Here is a 19,743-nt window from a genome sequence, read left to right as displayed (position 1 = left end):
ATAAAATAATTAACTATTAATCAATACATATTAAAAAATATTATAATTTTATTTAAATATAATTTCTTACTAAAGAATATGTATTCATTTTTAAAAATTAAAAAAGCACTCTTATTATTTTTAGTACTAGGCTTTTCTATGCCAAGTTTTTCGCAAAGCAAAAAAGTTATTGATTCCATCAATTCGATTCCCTTTCCAATTAAAACTGCGCAAGCGGCTTCTTTAAATTCGGTTTATCAGAAAAATTTAGAGGATGCTTTGAAAATAGATTATAAAATAGGAATCGGCCAAAGCTACAGCAATCTCGCTTTAATCAATTATTATCAAGGTGCACTTGACGAGGATTTAAATTATTCGCTTCAAGCTATTTCTACTTTTGAAAAAGCCGGAGCATTAGAATTCCTCGCTCGAGAATACGGCGAAACAGGCTATAGAATGAAACGTCGCAACCTTCAAAAAGCGGAATACTACCTGCAAAAAGGAAAGAAAATTGCAGAAAAAGGAAATTTCGAGAATCCACTGCTTTCCATTTATAACAATTACGGAACAATTAAAGAGCTTTTACAGCAAAAAGACAGTGCGTTATATTTTTTCCAAAAAGGACTTGTGATGAAGGAAAGAATTAACGACAGCATAGGGATTCCGTATTCTTTGAACAATATTGCAGGAATATACGTTTCAAAGAACGAGTTCTCAAAAGCACGAATTTATTACGAGAGAGCTTTAAAAATCAGAATTGCTATACAAGATGAAATTGGAATCGTGGAAAATTACACCTATTTCGGCGATTTATTATTGGCAGAAAACAATCCGAAAGAGGCGATTGTCAATTATCAGACTTCCTTGAAAAAATCACTTCGATATCATTATCCAGATATGATCCAGTACAACTATAAAAAATTAGCCGAATGCTATGAAAAACTAGGTTTATATAATGAGGCGTTTTCTAATTTTAAATTATACAGCACCTATAAAGACAGCATTCTCAACCAAGAAACCAATGATAAAATTGCTGAATTAGAAATTAAATACGAAGCAGCAAAAAAACAAAAATTACTTCTAGAAAGTCAAGCAGAAACCAAACAGAAATCAACCGCTATATTCATTTTAATTTTAGTAGCAGCATTTATACTTTTAATTAGTTTATCTATTTACCGCCAACAAAAATTAAAAAACAAGCAACAGCAACAAGAATTTGAGTTGAAAAACATCATGGCCACAGTTGAAACTCAAAATAAATTACAAAATCAACGGCTTTCGATTTCTAGAGATTTGCACGACAATATTGGTGCACAGTTGACTTTTATTATTTCATCAATTGACAATATAAAGTTTGCTTTTCCGATGTCTGAATTACCAATAAATAAGAAATTAACAAGAATAAGTGATTTTGCAAGGGCTACAATTATTGAGCTCCGCGATACGATTTGGGCCATGAATTCGAATGAAATAACTTTCGAAGATTTGCATTCACGCATTTTAAATTTCGTTGAAAAAGCACAACATTGCCAGGAAAGCATACAATTTAGATTTACTGTACCTAATGATCTGAAGGAAATTAAATTTTCTTCGGTTACAGGAATGAATTTATACAGAACCATTCAAGAAGCAGTCAATAACGCCATAAAGCATGCTTTTGCGAAAAACGTGGTAATTGAAATTAGCTCTTCTTCAAACATGATTCAAATTACTATCACAGACGATGGAATTGGTTATGATACAAAGGAACTAAGCAAAGGAAATGGATTATTGAGTATGGAAAAACGGATCCATGAAATTGGAGGCGAAATAAATTTTTACGCTAGTGAAAATGATGGAACTCGGATTGAAATTCAGATAAAAAAATAGGGAAAATGATAAAAATTGTAATTGTTGACGACAATGTGTTTTTGCAAAAAGCAATCGCAGAAAAGCTTTCTTTCTTTGCTGATTTGACTTGTAAATTTACAGCAAATGATGGTTTTGATCTATTAGAGAAATTAGAAAAAAATCACAATATCAATTTAATCTTGATGGATATCGAGATGCCAAAAATGAATGGTATTGATGCTACAAATGCAATTAAAAACAAATATCCGCATATAAAAATTATTATGTTGACCGCCTTTGATAATGACGAACATATTTTTATGTCGATAAAAGCAGGTGCTGACGGTTACTTATTGAAAGAGGTAAACCCTCAAGCACTTCACGATGGCATAGTTGAAACTCTTAATGGTGGTGCGACAATGACACCTTCTATTGCGTTAAAAACGTTGAAACTGCTTCGAAATCCTATTCTTTTAGAACACAAACAAAACGTAGAATTAATCGAACTTACTTCCCGAGAAATAGAAGTTTTGGACCAATTGAGCAAAGGATTAAAGTACACTAAGATTGCCGAAAATTTAATTATATCAGTGGGAACGATCCGAAAACATGTAGAAAATATTTACAAAAAACTGCAAGTCCACAATAAGTTGGAAGCAATTCAGAAAGCAAAGGAAAATAAGATCTTGTAATTCTGTTTTTCAAATATACGAATAAAGGCGTATTGTAAGAATTTTAAATCAGTTGCAACTTTGTACTATAATCAACCGATAAAATTTATACATTATGAAAAGAATTAAACAATTAGGAAAAATTGCCTTTTTGGCATTAGCTCTATCGTTCGCATCATGCAGCAGCGATAGTGAAGGAGGAAGTACAATTGCCGGAGCTGGAACAATTACGGCAAATGTTGGAGGAACGACGGTCACTACAATGGAAGCGGCAACTATAGGATTGTTGACTGGAACTACAGGATTTAAAATCCTTTCCTTATCAGGAAGTGACCTTGGTGGCGACGGATTTACAATAACAATTAGCGGGTACGACAATGAAGGAACCTACACCATCGATGGCGTGAACGATCAAAGCGCTACTTTTACCTTTTTAGATTTTGACTTCAACAATCCACAGAATACCGATAATGTATGGAGTGCTCCTTACGACGCTCAAGGAACAAGTGGCACGGTCACCGTAACTTCACAGACGAACGAGCGCGTTAAAGGTACTTTTTCATTTAAAGGCATTAATAATGCAGGTACATTTAAGCAAGTGACCAATGGTTCGTTTGATGTAAAAATGAATCAGTTTTAGTACTAAAATTTTGCTTTAAACCGCTAAAACGCAATAAATAAGGCATTTGCCCTATTGAATTTGAATAATGATTAGTAGAGATTTGTACTATAAATAACCAATAAATTTTTACATTATGAAAAAGCTCAAACAATTAGCGCACGTTTTATTTTTAACACTTGTGCTTACTGTTGCATCTTGCAGCAGTGATAACGATGGAAGTGGTGGTAGCGTAAATGCAGGTGAAGGAACAATTACGGCAAAAGTAAATGGACAAACCGTAACTTCCGCAACAGAACTGACTTCTGGAAGTATCAGTACAGGACAATTTGGAATGTTAGCCATAACAGGAACCAACATGCAAGGCGACGGTTTTACAATTACAATCGCAGGCTTTGAAGGTGCCAAAACGTACGATGTAGGTGGCGAAAGTTCCGTATTTGCAGTCTGTTCTTATATTGATACAGATATGAACAACCCAACCGTTCCTCACATTTGGAGTGGACCCTATGATGATGGAGCAATTGCAGGTTCCGTATCTGTAACGGAAGTTACTTCAACGCGCGTCAAAGGAACATTTAATTTTTCCGGAAAAAATGCAAGCGATGGAACTGTAAAAGAAGTCACAAGTGGTTCCTTTGATGTGAAATTGAATACGTTCTAGAAAAAAGTGTCCATAATTTAAGGTAATTAAAGCCCTTTCCATGATAATGTTAAAAACGTTTTGTCAAGTGGAAAGGGTTTTTCTTTATTAGGTAAATGATATGATCATAAGTATAATACTACTTGTTGCAATTTTAATCACCGGGTGCATTACTGGGGTGCAAATCCATACCCGAAAGTTGAAAAAAAACCATGAAAAAGTAATGAGCAACATGCAATCTACACTATCAGAGTTAAAACAAAACCAGAAAAATCTAGAGCAGAAAATTCACTTACTTGAAGATTTTGATGCAAAGTACAAATTTTCCCGCAGTCACCTCAATCAAGAAATACTAGCAATTCAGTACGAGTTTTTAAAGAAAATTATTTAATACCAATCTATTCTAATAATAAATTATAAATATCTTGTGCTAAAAACTATTTTAGTATATTTTTAGTTAAAATTCGCAATATGAAAAAACTATACTTGGGAGGTCTTCTACTTATTGCAAATAGTATCGCAGCACAGCAATTTAGGTCGGAAACTTTAGACAGTATCAATAATTTTACTAAAGGGAAAAACACAAAGGAAAAATGCATTTTCTTTCTAGAAAATGCCGATCTATACGCCAACACCAACATTGATTACGCCTTACTTTATAGCAAAGAAGCGTTAAAGCAAGCTCGTGCAGAGAAAGACGAGAACCTTTTAGCGCTTTCCTACAATACGATGGGAAATGTGCATCAAACAAAAACGCAAATTGACTCAGCACATTATTATCATACGGAAGCGTTAAAACTAAGAAAAAAATTAAAAGATTCAGTAGGTATTGCAGATAGTTACAACAACCTAGGAATCGCATTTGACTCCCAAGGAAACTTTAATAATGCATTAAAAAATTATTTTTCAGCACTTAAACTTTATGAGAGAAAGAAGGATGCTGAAAAAACAGCGATGGCGTTAGTGAATATTGGAGTCGTTTATAAAGCGCAAAAAGAATACTCTAAGGCCTATTTTTACTATAAAAAAGCAAATGAACTGTATAAAAAAATAAAATCCGATTTCGGGATTGCAGTTACTGCGGGAAATTTAGGTGCTATTTTAATAAATTTCAAAGCATACAATACTTCTTTAGAGTATTCTTTACAAGCTAAGGAAGGGTATGAAAAATTAAAATATAAACGATATATCGCCTACGCAATTTCAAATATTGCACTTGTACATGATAGTTTACATCAATTTAGCGAAGCAAATAAAAATTATCTTGAAGCAATCGCTTTGCATGAACAATTTGACAATAATTTTGAAGTAGCCAATTGCAGTAATGCTTTTTCAAATTGCCTCCTAAAGCAAAACAGATACCAAGAAAGTATTATTTATGCCGATAAAGCCTTAAAATATGCACAAGAATCAGATGCAAACTTCATTGCCGTTTGTGCACTTGGCAATTTGGCTAAAGCCTTTGGAAAATTAAAAAACTTTGAACAAGCCTACTACTACTCCAATCTATATAACACAGGAATGGACGACCTTTTTAAATCTGAAAAAACAAAAGCAGTTTTTGAAATAGAAGCCAAGTATGAGAGTGAAAAAAAATCAAAGTTGTTACTGCAAATTCAAAACAAGATCCAACGAAGAGACACCTTAGTATACATTCTCAGCTTGTTGATTTTGTCCGTTGGATTAATTAGCTATTTAATTTACCGCCAACAAAAAATAAAAAACCAACAAAAGGATCAAGAATTTGAATTGAAAACAGCTATTTCAGCTATTGAATCGCAAAATAATTTACAAAAACAACGCATTTCAATTTCTAGAGATTTACACGACAACATCGGAGCTCAGCTTACTTTTATAATTTCATCCATTAATAATATCAAGCATGCTTTTGAAATCAACAACGCCAAATTAGAAACCAAATTACAGAGCATAAGTAGTTTTACTAAAACAACTATTGTAGAACTTCGAGATACAATTTGGGCTATGAATGCAGAAGAAATCTCAGCAGAAGATTTAAAATTACGTATCTTTAATTTCATTGAAAAAGCAAAACTAGCAACTGACAATATTAAATTTGAGTTCTTTATTGATGAAAATATAAATCATTTGCATTTTTCATCCGTAGACGGAATGAATATTTACCGTGTGATCCAAGAAGCAATTCACAACACTATCAAATATGCAAATGCGACAGAAATCATCGTCGATTTCAGAAAAGAGATGGATCATATTCTTATAAAAATTACCGATAACGGAATCGGATTTAGTTTTGACGACGTGACCTTAGGAAATGGCATCTATAACATGAAAAAACGCATTAAAGAACTGCATGGAAAATTTGAATTAAATTCGGATGTAAGCTTAGGAACTACAGTCGTTGTGCATTTACCTTATAAAAAAATTTGAATTATGATCAAAGTGGCGTTGGTGGATGACAATTCGTTTTTGCTTAAAGCAACCCAAGAAAAGCTGTCTTTTTTTGAAGATTTGAGCATTAAACTAATTGCCCATGACGGTCACGAAATACTTGAAAAGTTAGAAATCAATCACAATATTGATCTCATTTTAATGGATATTGAAATGCCAGGAATGAACGGAATTGAAGCTACGATTCAAGTAAAAGCAAAATACCCTCACATAAAAATTTTAGTACTTACTGTTTTTGATGACGACGAAAATATTTTTAACGTAATCAAAGCGGGAGCTGATGGCTATTTACTGAAAGAAATAACGCCAAACGACTTGTACCAAGGAATTCAAGAAACATTAAATGGTGGAGCAGCAATGCATCCTTCTATCGCCTGCAAAACATTAAAACTGTTGCGAAACCCACAAAATTTCGCCAGCAAATGCGAATTGGATGTAAAGTTAAGTCCGAGAGAAGTTGAAGTATTAGAACAACTGAGTAAAGGATTGAGTTATAATATAATCGCTCATCACTTATTTTTATCTCCAAGTACTGTTCGAAAACACATTGAAAACATTTATTCTAAATTACAGGTAAACAATAAATTAGAAGCTGTGGAAAAAGCACGCAATAACAATCTAATTTAAGTTCTAATTTGTATTTATCGTACGAAAACGGATTGTTCTTTAACCGTTCCTTCAGAAGTCTCTTGTGAAATTTCTATAATTAATTCACTAGTGGTCAGTCGCTTAATAATAAATTCGTAACTGTAGTTCATTGGATCGAAGTTCGTATTTGAAACCGTTAATTTATTTCCGTTCAATTCCCAATTTGAAACTTCTGTATTACTTATTTCGCAATCCTCATTAAATCCCGTAAAAGCGAGTACCTGATTTGATAAAAAATCTTGAAAATCTCGTTTTGAATCACAATCATGTTGGTACGTTACAAATGAACCTCCATTAACTGAACCTCCAGTGAGATACCATTTCCCAATTAAATTACTTTTCGTAACATTTAAAGAAGAATTGTCGTTACTGCAAGAAAACGTAAAAATACTCACGACTACTAATAGAATTAACTTTCTCATGGCATACAGATTTGAAATATATTAGTAAAAATAATCCACTTGCGAAGAGTAACTGTTACCACCAATATTAAATATTCTCTTTCCCTTAATCGGATAATTAGCTGCGTTATATACGTAGGTAAAAGTCACATTATTTTTTAAATCTCCAATCTTATTATAAGTATTTTTCGTCAAAACAGTATACGATTTCTCAAAATTCATGGGAAGTTTCGCATAACCTGTTATGTTTTTTAAAGGATTATTTTTATCATCGTACGTCCAGACTGTACTTTGAAATAATGTGTTATTTACATATTTTTCAAATTTAAAAGTTTGTCCTTTAGAATTAAAATAGATCTTTCCGGACAAGCCAGTTTGACTTTGAGAAAATTCACTCGCATAAAATTCTTGATACGAAATAGTATTGTCAGAGCTATAGGTATAGACTTTTTTAATTGCAGGACCTTGCACTTGCACTAAATCAACAAGTAATTCCGAAGAAACGCGTCCTGTACTATCGTACTCATAACTCGTCTTAAATTCCGGCTGGTTATCTGAATAGAGATTCACCATGACAATATTATCACCCTCGTAAATATATTCCCAACGTTTATCCTCTAATCGTATATCCTTCAGTTTTTTACCATCATACGTATAATCGGAGATCCTTTCACTCAAATCCGGGTTTAAGTCCTCTCGCGTAATCATTCTGGTCAAACGAGTTGCATTGCTTTTTGCATCTGAATCGTTAGAACACGAACTTAAAACCAAAGCTATGAATGTTACAAAATAGAATATATTTTTCATTCTTAAAGTATAAATTGCTTTGCATTGTCCAAAGCCTCTTTCATTCCAGCCGCATTTTTTCCTCCAGCAGTTGCAAAGAATGGTTGTCCTCCACCTCCACCTTGAATGTATTTCCCTAACTCACGAACTACCAATCCCGCATTTAGATTTTTATCAGCCACTAATTCTTTTGAAATATAGCATGTCAACATTGGTTTGTCTCCCGAAGCATCGGGGCTAATCGTTCCGAAAACAAGAAATAAATTCGTTTGCTTTTGTCCTAATTCGTAAGCCAAATCTTTTGCCCCATTTGCATCTAAATCAACTTCGGTAGAAAGAAATTTAATCCCATTTACCTCAATTATTTGAGCATCTAACTCGGTTTTCATTCCTTTTGCTTTGTCTTTCAACAATTGCTCCACTTGCTTTTTAAGCTTCGCATTTTCATCTTGCAAAGAAACCACAGCCTTTATTGTGTCTTGCGGATTCTTCAACGTTTCCTTGATTTCTGCTAATGTATTTTCTTGTTTTGCAAAATAAGCTTTCACAGCATCTCCAGTAATCGCTTCAATTCTACGAATTCCTGCCGCAACGGCTCCTTCAGAAATTATTTTGAAATGCCAAATATTTGCTGTGTTTTCAACATGAATTCCGCCACAAAGTTCCATGCTTTCGCCAAATTTAATCGCGCGAACATTATCTCCGTATTTCTCACCAAATAAAGCCATCGCCCCTTCATCCAAAGCTTGCTGGATTGGAATACTTCTTCGTTCAATCAAAGGCAATTGCTGTTGGATTCTTTCATTTACGAAATCCTCGACTTGCTTAATTTCTTCGTCACTCACTTTTGAAAAGTGTGAAAAGTCAAAACGCAAATTATTTGGATTCACCAACGAACCTTTTTGCTCCACATGGGTTCCTAAAATTGTTCTTAAACCCAAGTGCATCAAATGCGTTGCAGAGTGGTTTTTAGAAGAAGCCGTTCTCAAATCCGTATTTACTTTTGCAGTAAAAGTCCCTTCAAGATTTTCAGGCAACGTTTTAGTAATGTGCAAAATCAGGTTATTCTCCTTTTTAGTATCTAAGATTTCAATAGTTTCGTTTGCAGAAACAAGAATTCCTTTATCTCCAACTTGTCCACCACCTTCTGGATAAAATGGCGTATTGTCTAAAACAATTTGGTATAAAATTCCGTCTTTTTTAGAATCAAATTTACGAACGCGTGTTATTTTCACCTCATTTTCTGTTTGGTCATAACCTACAAACTTTTCGTTACTTCCTAAAGTAATTAATTTCCAATCATCCATTGAAACTTGGGAAGCTTTTCGAGAACGTGCTTTTTGTTCATTCATTGAAATTTCAAAACCAATTTCATCCAATGTTTTGCCTTTTTCTTTTAAAATTAATACCGTTAAATCTTTTGGAAAACCAAATGTATCATATAACTTAAAAGCAATATCTCCACTAAATAAATATTCTATATTTTTTTTATCACCATCATTATGCTTATCAATAATTTCTTTTGCAAAATGGTTTAATATTTCATTATCCAATAATTGTAACCCTTGATCTAAAGTCCGTAAAAACGAAGCTTCTTCTTCGCGAATTACATTTGTAACTAAAGTTTGCTGACTTTTAATTTCCGGGAAAAAGTCGCCCATTTGAGTTGCTAAAACTTCAACTAATTTAAAAATAAAAGGTTCTTTGGTATCCAAAAATGTAAATCCGTAACGAATTGCACGACGTAAAATTCTACGAATTACATAACCTGCACCCGTGTTTGAAGGCAATTGTCCGTCAGCAATTGCAAAAGCAACAGCACGAACGTGATCTACAATTACACGAATCGCAATGTTGGTTTTGTTTTGTTCTTCTGAAATATTTTGAATTTCGTTTGAAGTGTATTTCAAACCTGTAATTTCTTCTACTTTCTCAATTAAAGGTGTAAAAACATCGGTGTCGTAATTTGAAGTTTTTCCTTGCAAAGCCATACACAAACGCTCAAATCCCATTCCAGTATCCACATGTTTAGCTGGCAATTTTTCTAGAGAACCATCTGCTTTACGGTTGAATTCCATAAATACATTGTTCCAAATTTCAACCACTTGTGGATGATCTGCATTCACTAACGATTTTCCAGAAACAGCCGCTTTTTCAGCATCGGTTCTTAAATCAACGTGGATTTCTGAACAGGGTCCACATGGTCCTTGATCACCCATTTCCCAGAAATTGTCTTTTTTGTTTCCAAGAATGATTCGGTCTTCGTCGATTAATTCTTTCCAAATATCCCAAGCTTCTTGATCAAAAGGCACATTCTCCGCTTCATTTCCTTCAAAAACGGAAACGTATAAATTCTCTTTTGGTATTTTATAGACTTCCGTCAATAGTTCCCAAGCCCAATTAATTGCTTCTTTTTTGAAATAATCGCCGAAAGACCAGTTTCCTAACATTTCAAACATCGTGTGATGATAGGTGTCAAAACCAACGTCTTCCAAGTCATTGTGTTTACCTGAAACACGAAGACACTTTTGTGTATCGGCAATTCGTGGACTTTTTGGCGTGGCATTTCCCAAGAAAAACTCTTTGAATTGAGCCATTCCAGAATTATTGAACATCAAGGTTGGATCGTCTTTTAAAACGATAGGTGCTGATGGTACAATTAAATGTCCTTTGCTTTGAAAAAAATCTAAAAATTGCTTTCTAATATCTTGTGACTTCATTTGGTCTAAAATTTAACAAGGTTTGAATCGGCATTTAAAAAAACGACGAACGATTATTTAATGAAAATGGTAACTCAATAGCCCCGATAGAAACGAAAATCCTCCCGTTTTTAAGACGGGAGATTGAAGTGTATAGCGGGTAAAAGGGGAATAAAAATGCCAAATGTTTCGCTCCAAAAAACTATTATCCGAAAACATTTATTAAATTTGTTCAGACAACCCTTTTTACCAAGGTGCAAAAATAGCATTTTTTAAAACATGAAGAAGGTAAAATACTATTACGATTCTGAAAATTTAGCTTACAGAAAAATTGTGACTAAGAAGCGTAAACGTTTTGGTTACATCGCTTTGTTCATTCTTTCTGCTGGTATTTTTGGGATTCTGAGTTTTATCATTTTATTAAACACACCTTTCTTTGAAACTCCAAAGGACCGATTACAGGCAAGGGAAATTGAAAATTTAAAAATTCGTTATGCTATTTTAAATAATAAGATGGATGAAATTGACGGTGTTTTAGAGCATATTGAAGAACGAGATAACAATTTGTATCGTACTTATTTTAACACTTCAGAGATTCCGGATGAACAAAGAAAAGCGGGTTTTGGGGGAATAAACAGGTATAAAGATTTAGAAGGATACAATAATTCAGAATTGGTTATAAATACGGCCAAACGAGTCGATATTTTATCAAAGCAAGCAGCAATTCAGTCGCGGTCTTTAGATGAAATCGTAAAATTGGCGAAGGAAAAAGAAAAACTTTTAGCTGCAATTCCTGCCATTCAACCGGTAAAGAACGAAAATCTGAAGCAGATGGCTTCGGGATTTGGATACAGAAGTGATCCTTTTACGAAGGTGCGAAAGTTTCACGCCGGAATGGATTTTTCTGCTAAGTCAGGAACTCCAATTTACGCGACAGGTGACGGAACAGTAGACAGAGCTGACAATACGGCTTCGGGATATGGAAATCACATCGTAATAAGGCACGGTTTTGGTTACGAAACGTTGTATGGCCATTTGAGTAAATACAAAGTTAAAAAAGGTCAAAAAGTGAACCGCGGTGATGTCATTGGCTTTGTAGGAAGTACAGGAAGAAGTGAAGCGCCACATTTGCATTATGAAGTGCACAAAAATGGCGAGGTCGTAAATCCTTTAAATTATTATTACGGAAATATTTCGGCTGCAGAATTTGCCGTTATTTCAAAATTAGCAAATCAGGAGAATCAGTCTTTGGATTAAGGTTTAAGGTATAAGACTAAAACTTCACATTGAAATTATTATTGTTATTGAAAAGTTTATAAAAAAAAATATATGCATATCGAATTAGATCCTGATAAAAGATATTACAGCATGGGCGAATTAGCGAAGGCATTTAATGTTAATGCTTCTTTGATTCGTTTTTGGGATAAAGAATTTGATATTTTAAAGCCAAAGAAAAATGCAAAAGGCAATCGCATGTTTACGCCTGAAGATGTAAAAAACTTGCAGTTGATTTATCATTTGGTTAAAGAACGAGGTTTTACTTTAGAGGGTGCAAAAACCCATATGAAGGCGGGCCAACAAAAAACGTTAGATACTTTTGATATTATCAATAAATTGAAAGGAATAAAAGCACAATTGAATCAGATTAAAAGTGAATTATAAAGCAACCATTAAAACAATCAATAAAAATTAAAAAAGAGAACTTATGAGAAAATTTTTGCCTTGGATTATCGTAGCAGCGGTAGTATTAATTGGATACTTCTGGATTAAGGGAATTAACAACACGGCTGTTTCTTTAAATGAAAACATCAGAGAATCGTGGGGAAATGTTGAAACTTCCTACCAAAGAAGAAATGATTTGATTGGAAATTTAGTAAACACTGTCAAAGGTGCTGCTGATTTTGAAAAAGGAACATTGACGGCAGTAATTGAAGCTCGTTCAAAAGCGACCGCTACAACTATTGACCCAACGAACATTACACCAGATCAATTAGCAGAGTTTAGCAAAGCACAAAGCGGCGTTTCATCTGCATTATCAAGATTATTGGTTACTGTTGAGCGATATCCTGACCTTAAAGCAAATGCCAACTTTTTGAAATTGCAAGATGAATTGGCCAGTACTGAAAATCAGATTTTAACAGCTAGAACACGTTTTAATGAAGCGGTAAAACCTTATAACAAGCACGTGAACACATTCCCGAATTCTATATTTGCAGGTATGTTTGGCTTCCATGAAAAAGCTTACTTTGCAGCCGTTGAAGGTGCTGAAAAACCAGTTGAAGTAAAATTCTAAAAAAACAACAAATGTCAAAAGTTGAAGATTTTTTAACCAAAGAAGAAGAGCAAGAAATTGTGCAAGCGATTCAAATTGCTGAAAAAGATACTTCTGGCGAAATTAGAGTTCACATTGAAAAAACAACTTCCATTGACGCGTTTGATCGCGCTTTGGAAGTTTTCAATTTACTGAAAATGGACGAGACCAAACTCAAAAATGGCGTCTTGATTTATCTTGCTGTAGCCGACAAATCGTTTGTGATTTGTGGTGATGAAGGAATTAATGACGTTGTTGAAGACGATTTTTGGGACTCAACAAAGGATTTAATGCTTACTCAATTTAAAAAAGGAAACTTTAAACAAGGTTTAATCGACGGAATTTTGAAAGCAGGTGAACGGTTGAAAAGTTATTTTCCTCATAAAGACGATGATGAAAACGAATTATCTAATGAAATATCGAAAGGATAATGATTTTTAAAAAACAAAATTACCTTGTGTTCTTGCAACTGATCGTTTGTATTTTTTTTACACAAATCAGCTTTGCACAATTTACAATTCCCAAAATTCCAAAATTTCAAACGAGTGTTTACGATTACGCGAATGTCTTAAGTGCTTCTGAAAAATCAGCTTTAGAAGAAAAGCTAATTAAATATTCGGACAGCACCACTACTCAAATTGTAGTCATTACCATAGAAAGTTTAAAAGGAGAAGACATCGGAATTTTAACGCCAAGATGGGGTCAAACTTGGGGAATTGGTGGAACTCAAGAAAATGATAATGGTGTAATTATACTTTTAGCTAAAGCGGAACGAAAAATTTGGATTTCCGCAGGTTATGGTATCGAAGATCGATTAACTGCCGGAATAGGTGGGGAAATTACGAGAAACTATATCTTGCCTGAATTTAAAGCAGGAAGTTATTATAACGGTCTTGACAAAGGAACCGACGCTATTTTCGATGTTTTAAGAGGCAAATACAAAGGCGAGAGAAAAGGAAATAAAAGTGATGGAAGTCCAATTCCGGTTATCTTTATTTTAATTTTTATCGTTATTGTTTTTTTAATTGCTAAAAAGAAAGGCGGCGGCAACTCTGGAAATAATAACGGCGGTGGCGGCGGATTTGATTTGGCCACTATGATTCTACTAAGCAGTTTAGGTCGCGGCGGCGGTTTTGGCGGTGGCTCAGGCGGAGGTGGATTTTCCGGCGGCGGCGGTGGCGGATTCGGCGGTGGATTTGGTGGAGGTGGATTCTCCGGTGGAGGTTCAGGCGGAAGCTGGTAATTTAAGTAATTTAAACAATGACTATACAACAATTAATTGATCAGCAAATGGATCATTTCATTGGAAAGTTAATTGCTAAAGAGCAGCTTTCTCATGAAAAGGTCATCGAAGTGGCAACTCATATTGGGTCGTACTTAATTCGAAGTCGACACGTTCAAAACAAAGGTATTGCGAATGAAGAAATTGATGTGGTTTTACAAAGTGTATTTGCATTTATCCACACTAATTTTAAAGATCAATTTCACACCGACGATTTTATTTTGATAAAAGAATCAACTTTAAATCTTTTGAGGAATCCTGGGTTTGATCAAGAGATACAAGACTATTTTAAACCGTTTTATGAATAAAAAAAAAGGAGCATTTAGCTCCTTTTTTTATTCTTAATGTTTAATCTTCCCAAGCTTTTTTCTTCTTTCCTGCAAATTTTTCAATTTTATACGTTAGTGAAAACATTACATAACGCTTCAAAACCGTGTTTTCAACATCCTGAATGGACGTTGGCGTAATTGTTCGAGTAGCGTTCACATTCTGATTTAACAAGTCATAGACCTTCACTTTGGCTAATAATTTTTCACCAAAAAAATTATATCCCAAACTCGAATTCCATAAATAGAAATCCTTCTGGAATCCGTCTGAAATACTTGAATTGTACGTGTATCCAAAATCATTTCCAAAAACTACATTTTTAGGCCATCTTGTCGTGGCTTCTAATTTTACTACATGACGAAAATTAGACGAATTATCAATTACATAATTAGAAAATTTCGTGTAATTGTATTGGTATTGATACGATGGATTTAGTGTCAAAAGCTCCCCATATTCCCAAGTAAGATTTAGTCTGGGACGAATTTCATATCCTTTCGAAACATACAATTTGTTATTTGTAAGACCTTTGTCGTAACTATAATCACCATCAAGTTCTACTCCTACTTTATAATTATTTTCTCCTACTTTAATATTCTTATCATAACTAATTCCTGCATATCCGGAAATCGAATTGTTTAAATTTTCAAAAGTAGTACGACTAATTAAATCAATTGGATCATAAACAGTTGAATAAACGATTTGATTTTCGTTATAATTTCCACCTAGATAAATATACATCCCACTTTTTGTAGCGTAATCATAGTTGTTGAAATTAAAATACAAATTATGCTTTTTTTCGGGCTCTAAAGCTGCATTTCCAGTCACAATTGAAAGTGGGTTTGACAAATCAATGATAGGCATCAATCGGTTTGCAGAAGGAACATCCACATTATAATTATAGTAGCCATAAATAGATTTTGACTTACTCAATGTGTAATTTATATAGCCATTCGCAGACGGAAAAATATAGTCGCGGTTTATAATTCCTTCCGAATTCAAATAATTGGAAACATTATCTAATTTGATAATTTGCGTACCCAATTCAAGACCTCCTCTTAATTTTTTCTTTCTTAAGTTAAGTGAAATAGTAGGATTCAACTTTGTTGTTTTCGAAGTTAAATCATACGAAAGCAAATCATTTCTCAACGTATAGTCGTCAGAATTTACATCAAAGTTAAACGTATTCCTGTTATCGATTTTTTGATTGCAATTATAAGAAGTTCTAAAAGTGACCGTCAACGAATCGTTTATGGGTTCTGTGTAGCCAATTCGAGCGTAATAATTATCCTCATCATTCGTATTCAACAAGTTCTGACTTCGTAAATCTGATGCTAAATTTGGATCTTGAAAGTAGTTTGTAGCCGATTGCGTTTTGTCATCTCCTTCATTTCTTTTGTGTGAATTATTAAATGAGAATCCAAAATTCCTTCCTTTTTTCTTGAAACGTCTGTTTAAGTACAGGTTGTTTGAAATGTTTAAATTTGAATTTAGATTATCGTCAAAACTACTACTTTCGTTCACCAGTCCTAAATCATTCAAAGATTTTCTATCAGAAGTACTGTTAGAATGTGCGTCGTTTTTAGTGAATTTCGGACGAATAGAAAGTGTAGTGAGTGAGTCAATTTTATATTCAAAATCTAAACTTAAATTATGACTGTCGCTAATTCTACGCGTTTTTGAATTGGATTCTGTAATAAAAGACCGATTTTCAGCTGTATCCGTTCCTGGTAAAAATCGTTCCACCCGACTTCTATTTTGGTTGTTATTGAGTGAATGCGTAAAAAAGTAGCTTCCGCCTGCTTCGATTTTTTTAATCCATTTATCCGCAAAGTTAATTCCGATCATACTTGATTCTGTAATTCCTGAACCACCACCAAAACTCATTCCATCCACACCAAAACTGCCGTCACTATTGTAATATGAATTTCGACCACCACCCATCGCATCAAAAACTTCATCCATTGAAAACCCTACCGAATTAATATTATTTCCTGAACCTAAAAAACTGATTTTCTGATCGTTTTTAAAATAATTAATCAACCCACTTGCTTCGTAGCGATCGTCAGAACCTATTCCGCCACTGAATTTCCCAAACAATCCTTTATTCTTATCTTCTTGAATCGTAAGATTTATCGTTTTTTCCTGTGAACTTGCAGCAACACCCGAAAGTTCTTCCTCTTTTGTTTTAGTATCAGAAATTTGCACTTTATCAATGATTTCTGATGGCAAATTTTTAGTCGCCACTTTTCCGTCTTTGCCAAAAAATGGTTTTCCATTGACTAGAATATTATTCACTTCCTTTCCATTCACAGTGATTTTTCCATTCACGTCAATCGCAACGCCAGGCAATTGTTTCAGTAACGCTTCTACATTACTGTCGGGCCGAACTTTAAACGACGAAGCATTAAACTCTAAAGTGTCTTGCTTGATGCGAACCGGTGGCGCTTGACCTTTCACAACTACTTCATTTAAATCGTTTGCTTGATCGAGCATGTTGATTACTCCAAAGTCTTTTGACGCAACTAAAGATTCTAGTTTTTGAGCAAATTCTTGAAAACCAATGAAAGAAACTTTTACATAAACAGGTTCCGTAATTTTTTTTGTAGAAAGTGAGAAATTTCCGTTTTTATCCGAAATTGTATAGTCAACGATCGTTGAATCCCTAACCGAAGTAATATAGATTGTGGCAGATTGAAGTGGAAGTTTAGAAGCATCTTCAATAAGTTTACCTTTTATGGTAACAGTATTTTGCGAAAATACAGCAGAAGTCAACAATAAGAAAAATAACGAAAGTGAATAAATTTTGGACATAAACTAATTGTTTTGAATGGAATACGATGCTTCTATAGAACACCGAATTAAAGCAATTAGTCTCCAATAAATTCTTTTGTTACAAAATAAAATGAAAAATAAGTTTTTTCGTACATTTCTGATAAAGCTGAAAAAAAATTGTTATAAAAAAAGCCAGAACTTTCGCTCTGGCTTTCTACTATTTTTCTCTTATGTATACATCTATAGGAACTCCTGAAAAATCCCATTTCTCACGGATTTTATTTTCTAAAAATCGTTTGTAAGGGTCTTTTACGTATTGCGGTAAATTGGCAAAAAACACAAACTGTGGCGTTGGTGTTGGCAATTGCATGCAATATTTAATTTTCACATACTTTCCTTTCAAAGCTGGTGGAGGATAACTTTCAATTACTTTCAACATATAATCGTTGAATTTTGAAGTCGGAATTCGTTGCTTTTTATTTTCATAAACTTGAACCGTCGCTTCCAATGCTTTCAACAAACGTTGTTTCGTCAATGCTGAAACGAATAAAATTGGCACATCCGTAAATGGCATCAATTCCTTGCGAATTTTCTCCTCATAATCACGAGTCGTCATCGTTTCTTTCTCCACTAAATCCCATTTGTTTACCAAGATCACTACTCCTTTTCGGTTTTTTTCAGCCAACCAAAAAATAGATTGGTCTTGACCTTCGAAACCACGAGTCGCGTCAATTATCAAAATACAAACATCTGCATATTCAATTGCACGAACCGAGCGCATTACCGAATAAAACTCTAAATCTTCCTTTACTTTTGCTTTACGACGAATTCCCGCCGTATCTACCAAGTTAAATTCAAATCCAAAACGGTCAAATTTCGTATCAATAGAATCACGCGTTGTTCCCGCAATATCCGTAACCATAAATCGGTCTTGACCAATTAATGCATTTATAAAACTAGATTTTCCTGCATTTGGTCGTCCCACTACAGCAAATCTTGGTAATTCAACTTCTTCAACAGGTTCTTGTCTTTCCGGAAATGCATTTACTAAAGCATCCATCAAATCGCCTGTTCCACTTCCTGAAATACTTGCAAACGTGTAATAATCACCTAATCCAAGGTTGTAAAATTCGACAGCGTCTTTTTCACGCATCGCATTATCGACCTTATTTACCGCTAGTAAAACCGGCTTGGTTACTTTACGAAGCAATTTTGCAACCGTATCATCCATTGGCGTAATTCCTTCCTCAACGTCAACTACAAAGATGATCACATCTGCTTCGTCAATCGCTAATTCCACTTGTTTGCGGATTTCACTTTCAAAAATATCGTCTGATCCTTTGATGTAACCACCTGTGTCAATCACAGAAAACTCTTGTCCGTTCCATTCACTTTTACCGTAATTACGGTCACGAGTAACTCCGGAAACCGAATCTACAATCGCTTCTCTTCTCTTAATCAATCTATTAAAAAGAGTTGATTTTCCAACATTTGGACGTCCAACTATGGCAACAATATTGTTCATAACATTTATTTCAGTTTGCAAAAGTACGCTTTTTTTGGGCTAAAACAGAACCGATTTTGTAAGTATTTTCACTTTAAAGGCGTTTTATCAGCTAAATACAAGCTTTCAAAATTTTTAACGTTCGATTTTTTAATCAGTAAGAGATTAAGTTTGAATAAGTCTTGATTGATATTTTGTTTTCAAAGGTCAATTAACTTTCGAATATCTGAAACACGTAAAAATCCCTTTTAAATGTTGTGTTTTAATAAATTTTAGATATTTTCGTCGATTAAATGTTAACGCAAATTACAAGTATGGAAATAGAGGATACGATAGCCTTACGGCCAAAGTTTAGCAAAGATGTGCCGGAAGCATTGAAAGAAATACTTGATAAAGCTGCTATAATTAAGCACGAAGCAAAAGAAGATTATATTATCAAGATTTCTGACCACCATCTATTTTTCTTTATAACGCGTTCCAAACGAAAATACTATTCGCCCCATTTGCACGTAGAATTAACCCAAAACGAAGATAAATCAACAAATGTCAGAGGATTATATGGACCCGACCAAACCGTTTGGACGTTTTTTATGTTCTTACATTTTATAATTGCAGGAATTTTTCTAACATTTTCAATGATGGCTTATTCGCATTGGGCTTTGAAACAATCGACGAATTTAGATTTTATAATTATGGGATTGATGGTCGTGTTTTGGTTTGCTTTGTATTTTCAAGCAAGAATAAACCGAAAGAAATGTCAACCACAAATGCGTAATTTAGAGGAATTACTTCATCGAATCGTGAAATTGTAAACAAAAAAAACGATGCCATTTGACATCGTTTC

18 protein-coding genes are annotated in these 19,743 nt (G+C 34.0%); 13 read left to right on the top strand and 5 right to left on the bottom strand.

Annotation, left to right across the window (positions count from 1 at the left end):
- Positions 1–78 precede the first annotated feature (78 nt).
- The 6 genes from YWA_RS15260 to YWA_RS0101960 all read left to right on the top strand — a co-directional run bounded on the left by YWA_RS15260 (position 79) and on the right by YWA_RS0101960 (position 6,796).
- Positions 79–1,848 (top strand): tetratricopeptide repeat-containing sensor histidine kinase, encoded by a 1,770-nt coding sequence (locus tag YWA_RS15260; RefSeq protein WP_022826822.1) that lies wholly within the window; start codon positions 79–81, stop codon positions 1,846–1,848.
- A 5-nt stretch (positions 1,849–1,853) separates the two neighbouring features.
- Positions 1,854–2,501 (top strand): response regulator, encoded by a 648-nt coding sequence (locus tag YWA_RS0101985; protein ID WP_022826821.1) that lies wholly within the window; start codon positions 1,854–1,856, stop codon positions 2,499–2,501.
- Positions 2,502–2,595: 94 nt separating this feature from the next.
- Positions 2,596–3,120 (top strand): hypothetical protein, encoded by a 525-nt coding sequence (locus tag YWA_RS0101980; RefSeq protein WP_022826820.1) that lies wholly within the window; start codon positions 2,596–2,598, stop codon positions 3,118–3,120.
- Between the two features lie 115 nt (positions 3,121–3,235).
- Complete coding sequence (locus YWA_RS0101975; RefSeq protein ID WP_022826819.1) at positions 3,236–3,763, top strand: DUF6252 family protein; 528 nt, start codon at positions 3,236–3,238, stop codon at positions 3,761–3,763.
- 450 nt (positions 3,764–4,213) lie between these two features.
- Positions 4,214–6,148, top strand: a complete 1,935-nt coding sequence (locus YWA_RS0101965) for a tetratricopeptide repeat-containing sensor histidine kinase (protein ID WP_022826817.1) — start codon at positions 4,214–4,216, stop codon at positions 6,146–6,148.
- 3 nt (positions 6,149–6,151) lie between these two features.
- Entirely contained in the window at positions 6,152–6,796 is a 645-nt protein-coding gene (locus YWA_RS0101960) for a response regulator (protein WP_022826816.1), read from the top strand.
- Between the two features lie 14 nt (positions 6,797–6,810).
- On the opposite strand, the gene YWA_RS0101955 is transcribed toward YWA_RS0101960, so the two are convergent.
- The 3 genes from YWA_RS0101955 to alaS are packed head-to-tail and all read right to left on the bottom strand — an operon-like array spanning position 6,811 to position 10,724.
- Complete coding sequence (locus YWA_RS0101955) at positions 6,811–7,239, bottom strand: lipocalin family protein (protein ID WP_022826815.1); 429 nt, start codon at positions 7,237–7,239, stop codon at positions 6,811–6,813.
- A 21-nt stretch (positions 7,240–7,260) separates the two neighbouring features.
- Positions 7,261–8,025, bottom strand: a complete 765-nt coding sequence (locus tag YWA_RS0101950) for a hypothetical protein (RefSeq protein ID WP_022826814.1) — start codon at positions 8,023–8,025, stop codon at positions 7,261–7,263.
- 2 nt (positions 8,026–8,027) lie between these two features.
- On the bottom strand, positions 8,028–10,724 hold the full coding sequence (alaS, locus tag YWA_RS0101945; RefSeq protein ID WP_022826813.1) for an alanine--tRNA ligase: 2,697 nt from the start codon (positions 10,722–10,724) through the stop codon (positions 8,028–8,030).
- Positions 10,725–10,982: 258 nt separating this feature from the next.
- On the opposite strand from alaS, the gene YWA_RS0101940 reads away from it, so the two are divergent.
- The 6 genes from YWA_RS0101940 to YWA_RS0101915 all read left to right on the top strand — a co-directional run bounded on the left by YWA_RS0101940 (position 10,983) and on the right by YWA_RS0101915 (position 14,604).
- The gene (locus YWA_RS0101940) at positions 10,983–11,960 is read left to right on the top strand and encodes a M23 family metallopeptidase (RefSeq protein ID WP_022826812.1); all 978 of its coding nucleotides are present in this window, start codon (positions 10,983–10,985) and stop codon (positions 11,958–11,960) included.
- Positions 11,961–12,032: 72 nt separating this feature from the next.
- A complete protein-coding gene (locus tag YWA_RS0101935) occupies positions 12,033–12,365 on the top strand; it encodes a MerR family transcriptional regulator (RefSeq protein WP_022826811.1) in 333 nt (110 codons plus the stop codon).
- 43 nt (positions 12,366–12,408) lie between these two features.
- Positions 12,409–12,996 (top strand): LemA family protein, encoded by a 588-nt coding sequence (locus YWA_RS0101930; protein WP_022826810.1) that lies wholly within the window; start codon positions 12,409–12,411, stop codon positions 12,994–12,996.
- Positions 12,997–13,007: 11 nt separating this feature from the next.
- Complete coding sequence (locus YWA_RS0101925; protein ID WP_022826809.1) at positions 13,008–13,445, top strand: TPM domain-containing protein; 438 nt, start codon at positions 13,008–13,010, stop codon at positions 13,443–13,445.
- Positions 13,445–14,257, top strand: coding sequence for a TPM domain-containing protein (locus YWA_RS0101920; RefSeq protein ID WP_022826808.1), 813 nt, complete (start codon positions 13,445–13,447; stop codon positions 14,255–14,257). Before YWA_RS0101925 ends, YWA_RS0101920 begins: the two co-directional genes overlap by 1 nt.
- Positions 14,258–14,274: 17 nt before the next feature.
- Positions 14,275–14,604: a hypothetical protein gene (locus YWA_RS0101915; RefSeq protein WP_022826807.1), complete on the top strand. Its 330-nt coding sequence runs from the start codon at positions 14,275–14,277 to the stop codon at positions 14,602–14,604.
- Positions 14,605–14,644: 40 nt separating this feature from the next.
- Here the strand turns inward: YWA_RS0101915 and YWA_RS0101910 are convergent, their stop codons facing one another.
- Complete coding sequence (locus tag YWA_RS0101910; protein ID WP_022826806.1) at positions 14,645–17,434, bottom strand: outer membrane beta-barrel protein; 2,790 nt, start codon at positions 17,432–17,434, stop codon at positions 14,645–14,647.
- 178 nt (positions 17,435–17,612) lie between these two features.
- On the bottom strand, positions 17,613–18,920 hold the full coding sequence (der, locus tag YWA_RS0101905) for a ribosome biogenesis GTPase Der (RefSeq protein WP_022826805.1): 1,308 nt from the start codon (positions 18,918–18,920) through the stop codon (positions 17,613–17,615).
- Between the two features lie 293 nt (positions 18,921–19,213).
- On the opposite strand from der, the gene YWA_RS0101900 reads away from it, so the two are divergent.
- Positions 19,214–19,711 (top strand): hypothetical protein, encoded by a 498-nt coding sequence (locus YWA_RS0101900; RefSeq protein ID WP_026718511.1) that lies wholly within the window; start codon positions 19,214–19,216, stop codon positions 19,709–19,711.
- The last annotated feature ends 32 nt before the right edge of the window (positions 19,712–19,743 follow it).

It is taken from the genome of Flavobacterium antarcticum DSM 19726 (genome assembly GCF_000419685.1).
Lineage (GTDB): Bacteria > Bacteroidota > Bacteroidia > Flavobacteriales > Flavobacteriaceae > Flavobacterium > Flavobacterium antarcticum.
Note: the sequence above shows the minus strand (reverse complement) of the source record. Positions and strands in the feature narration are given on the sequence as shown.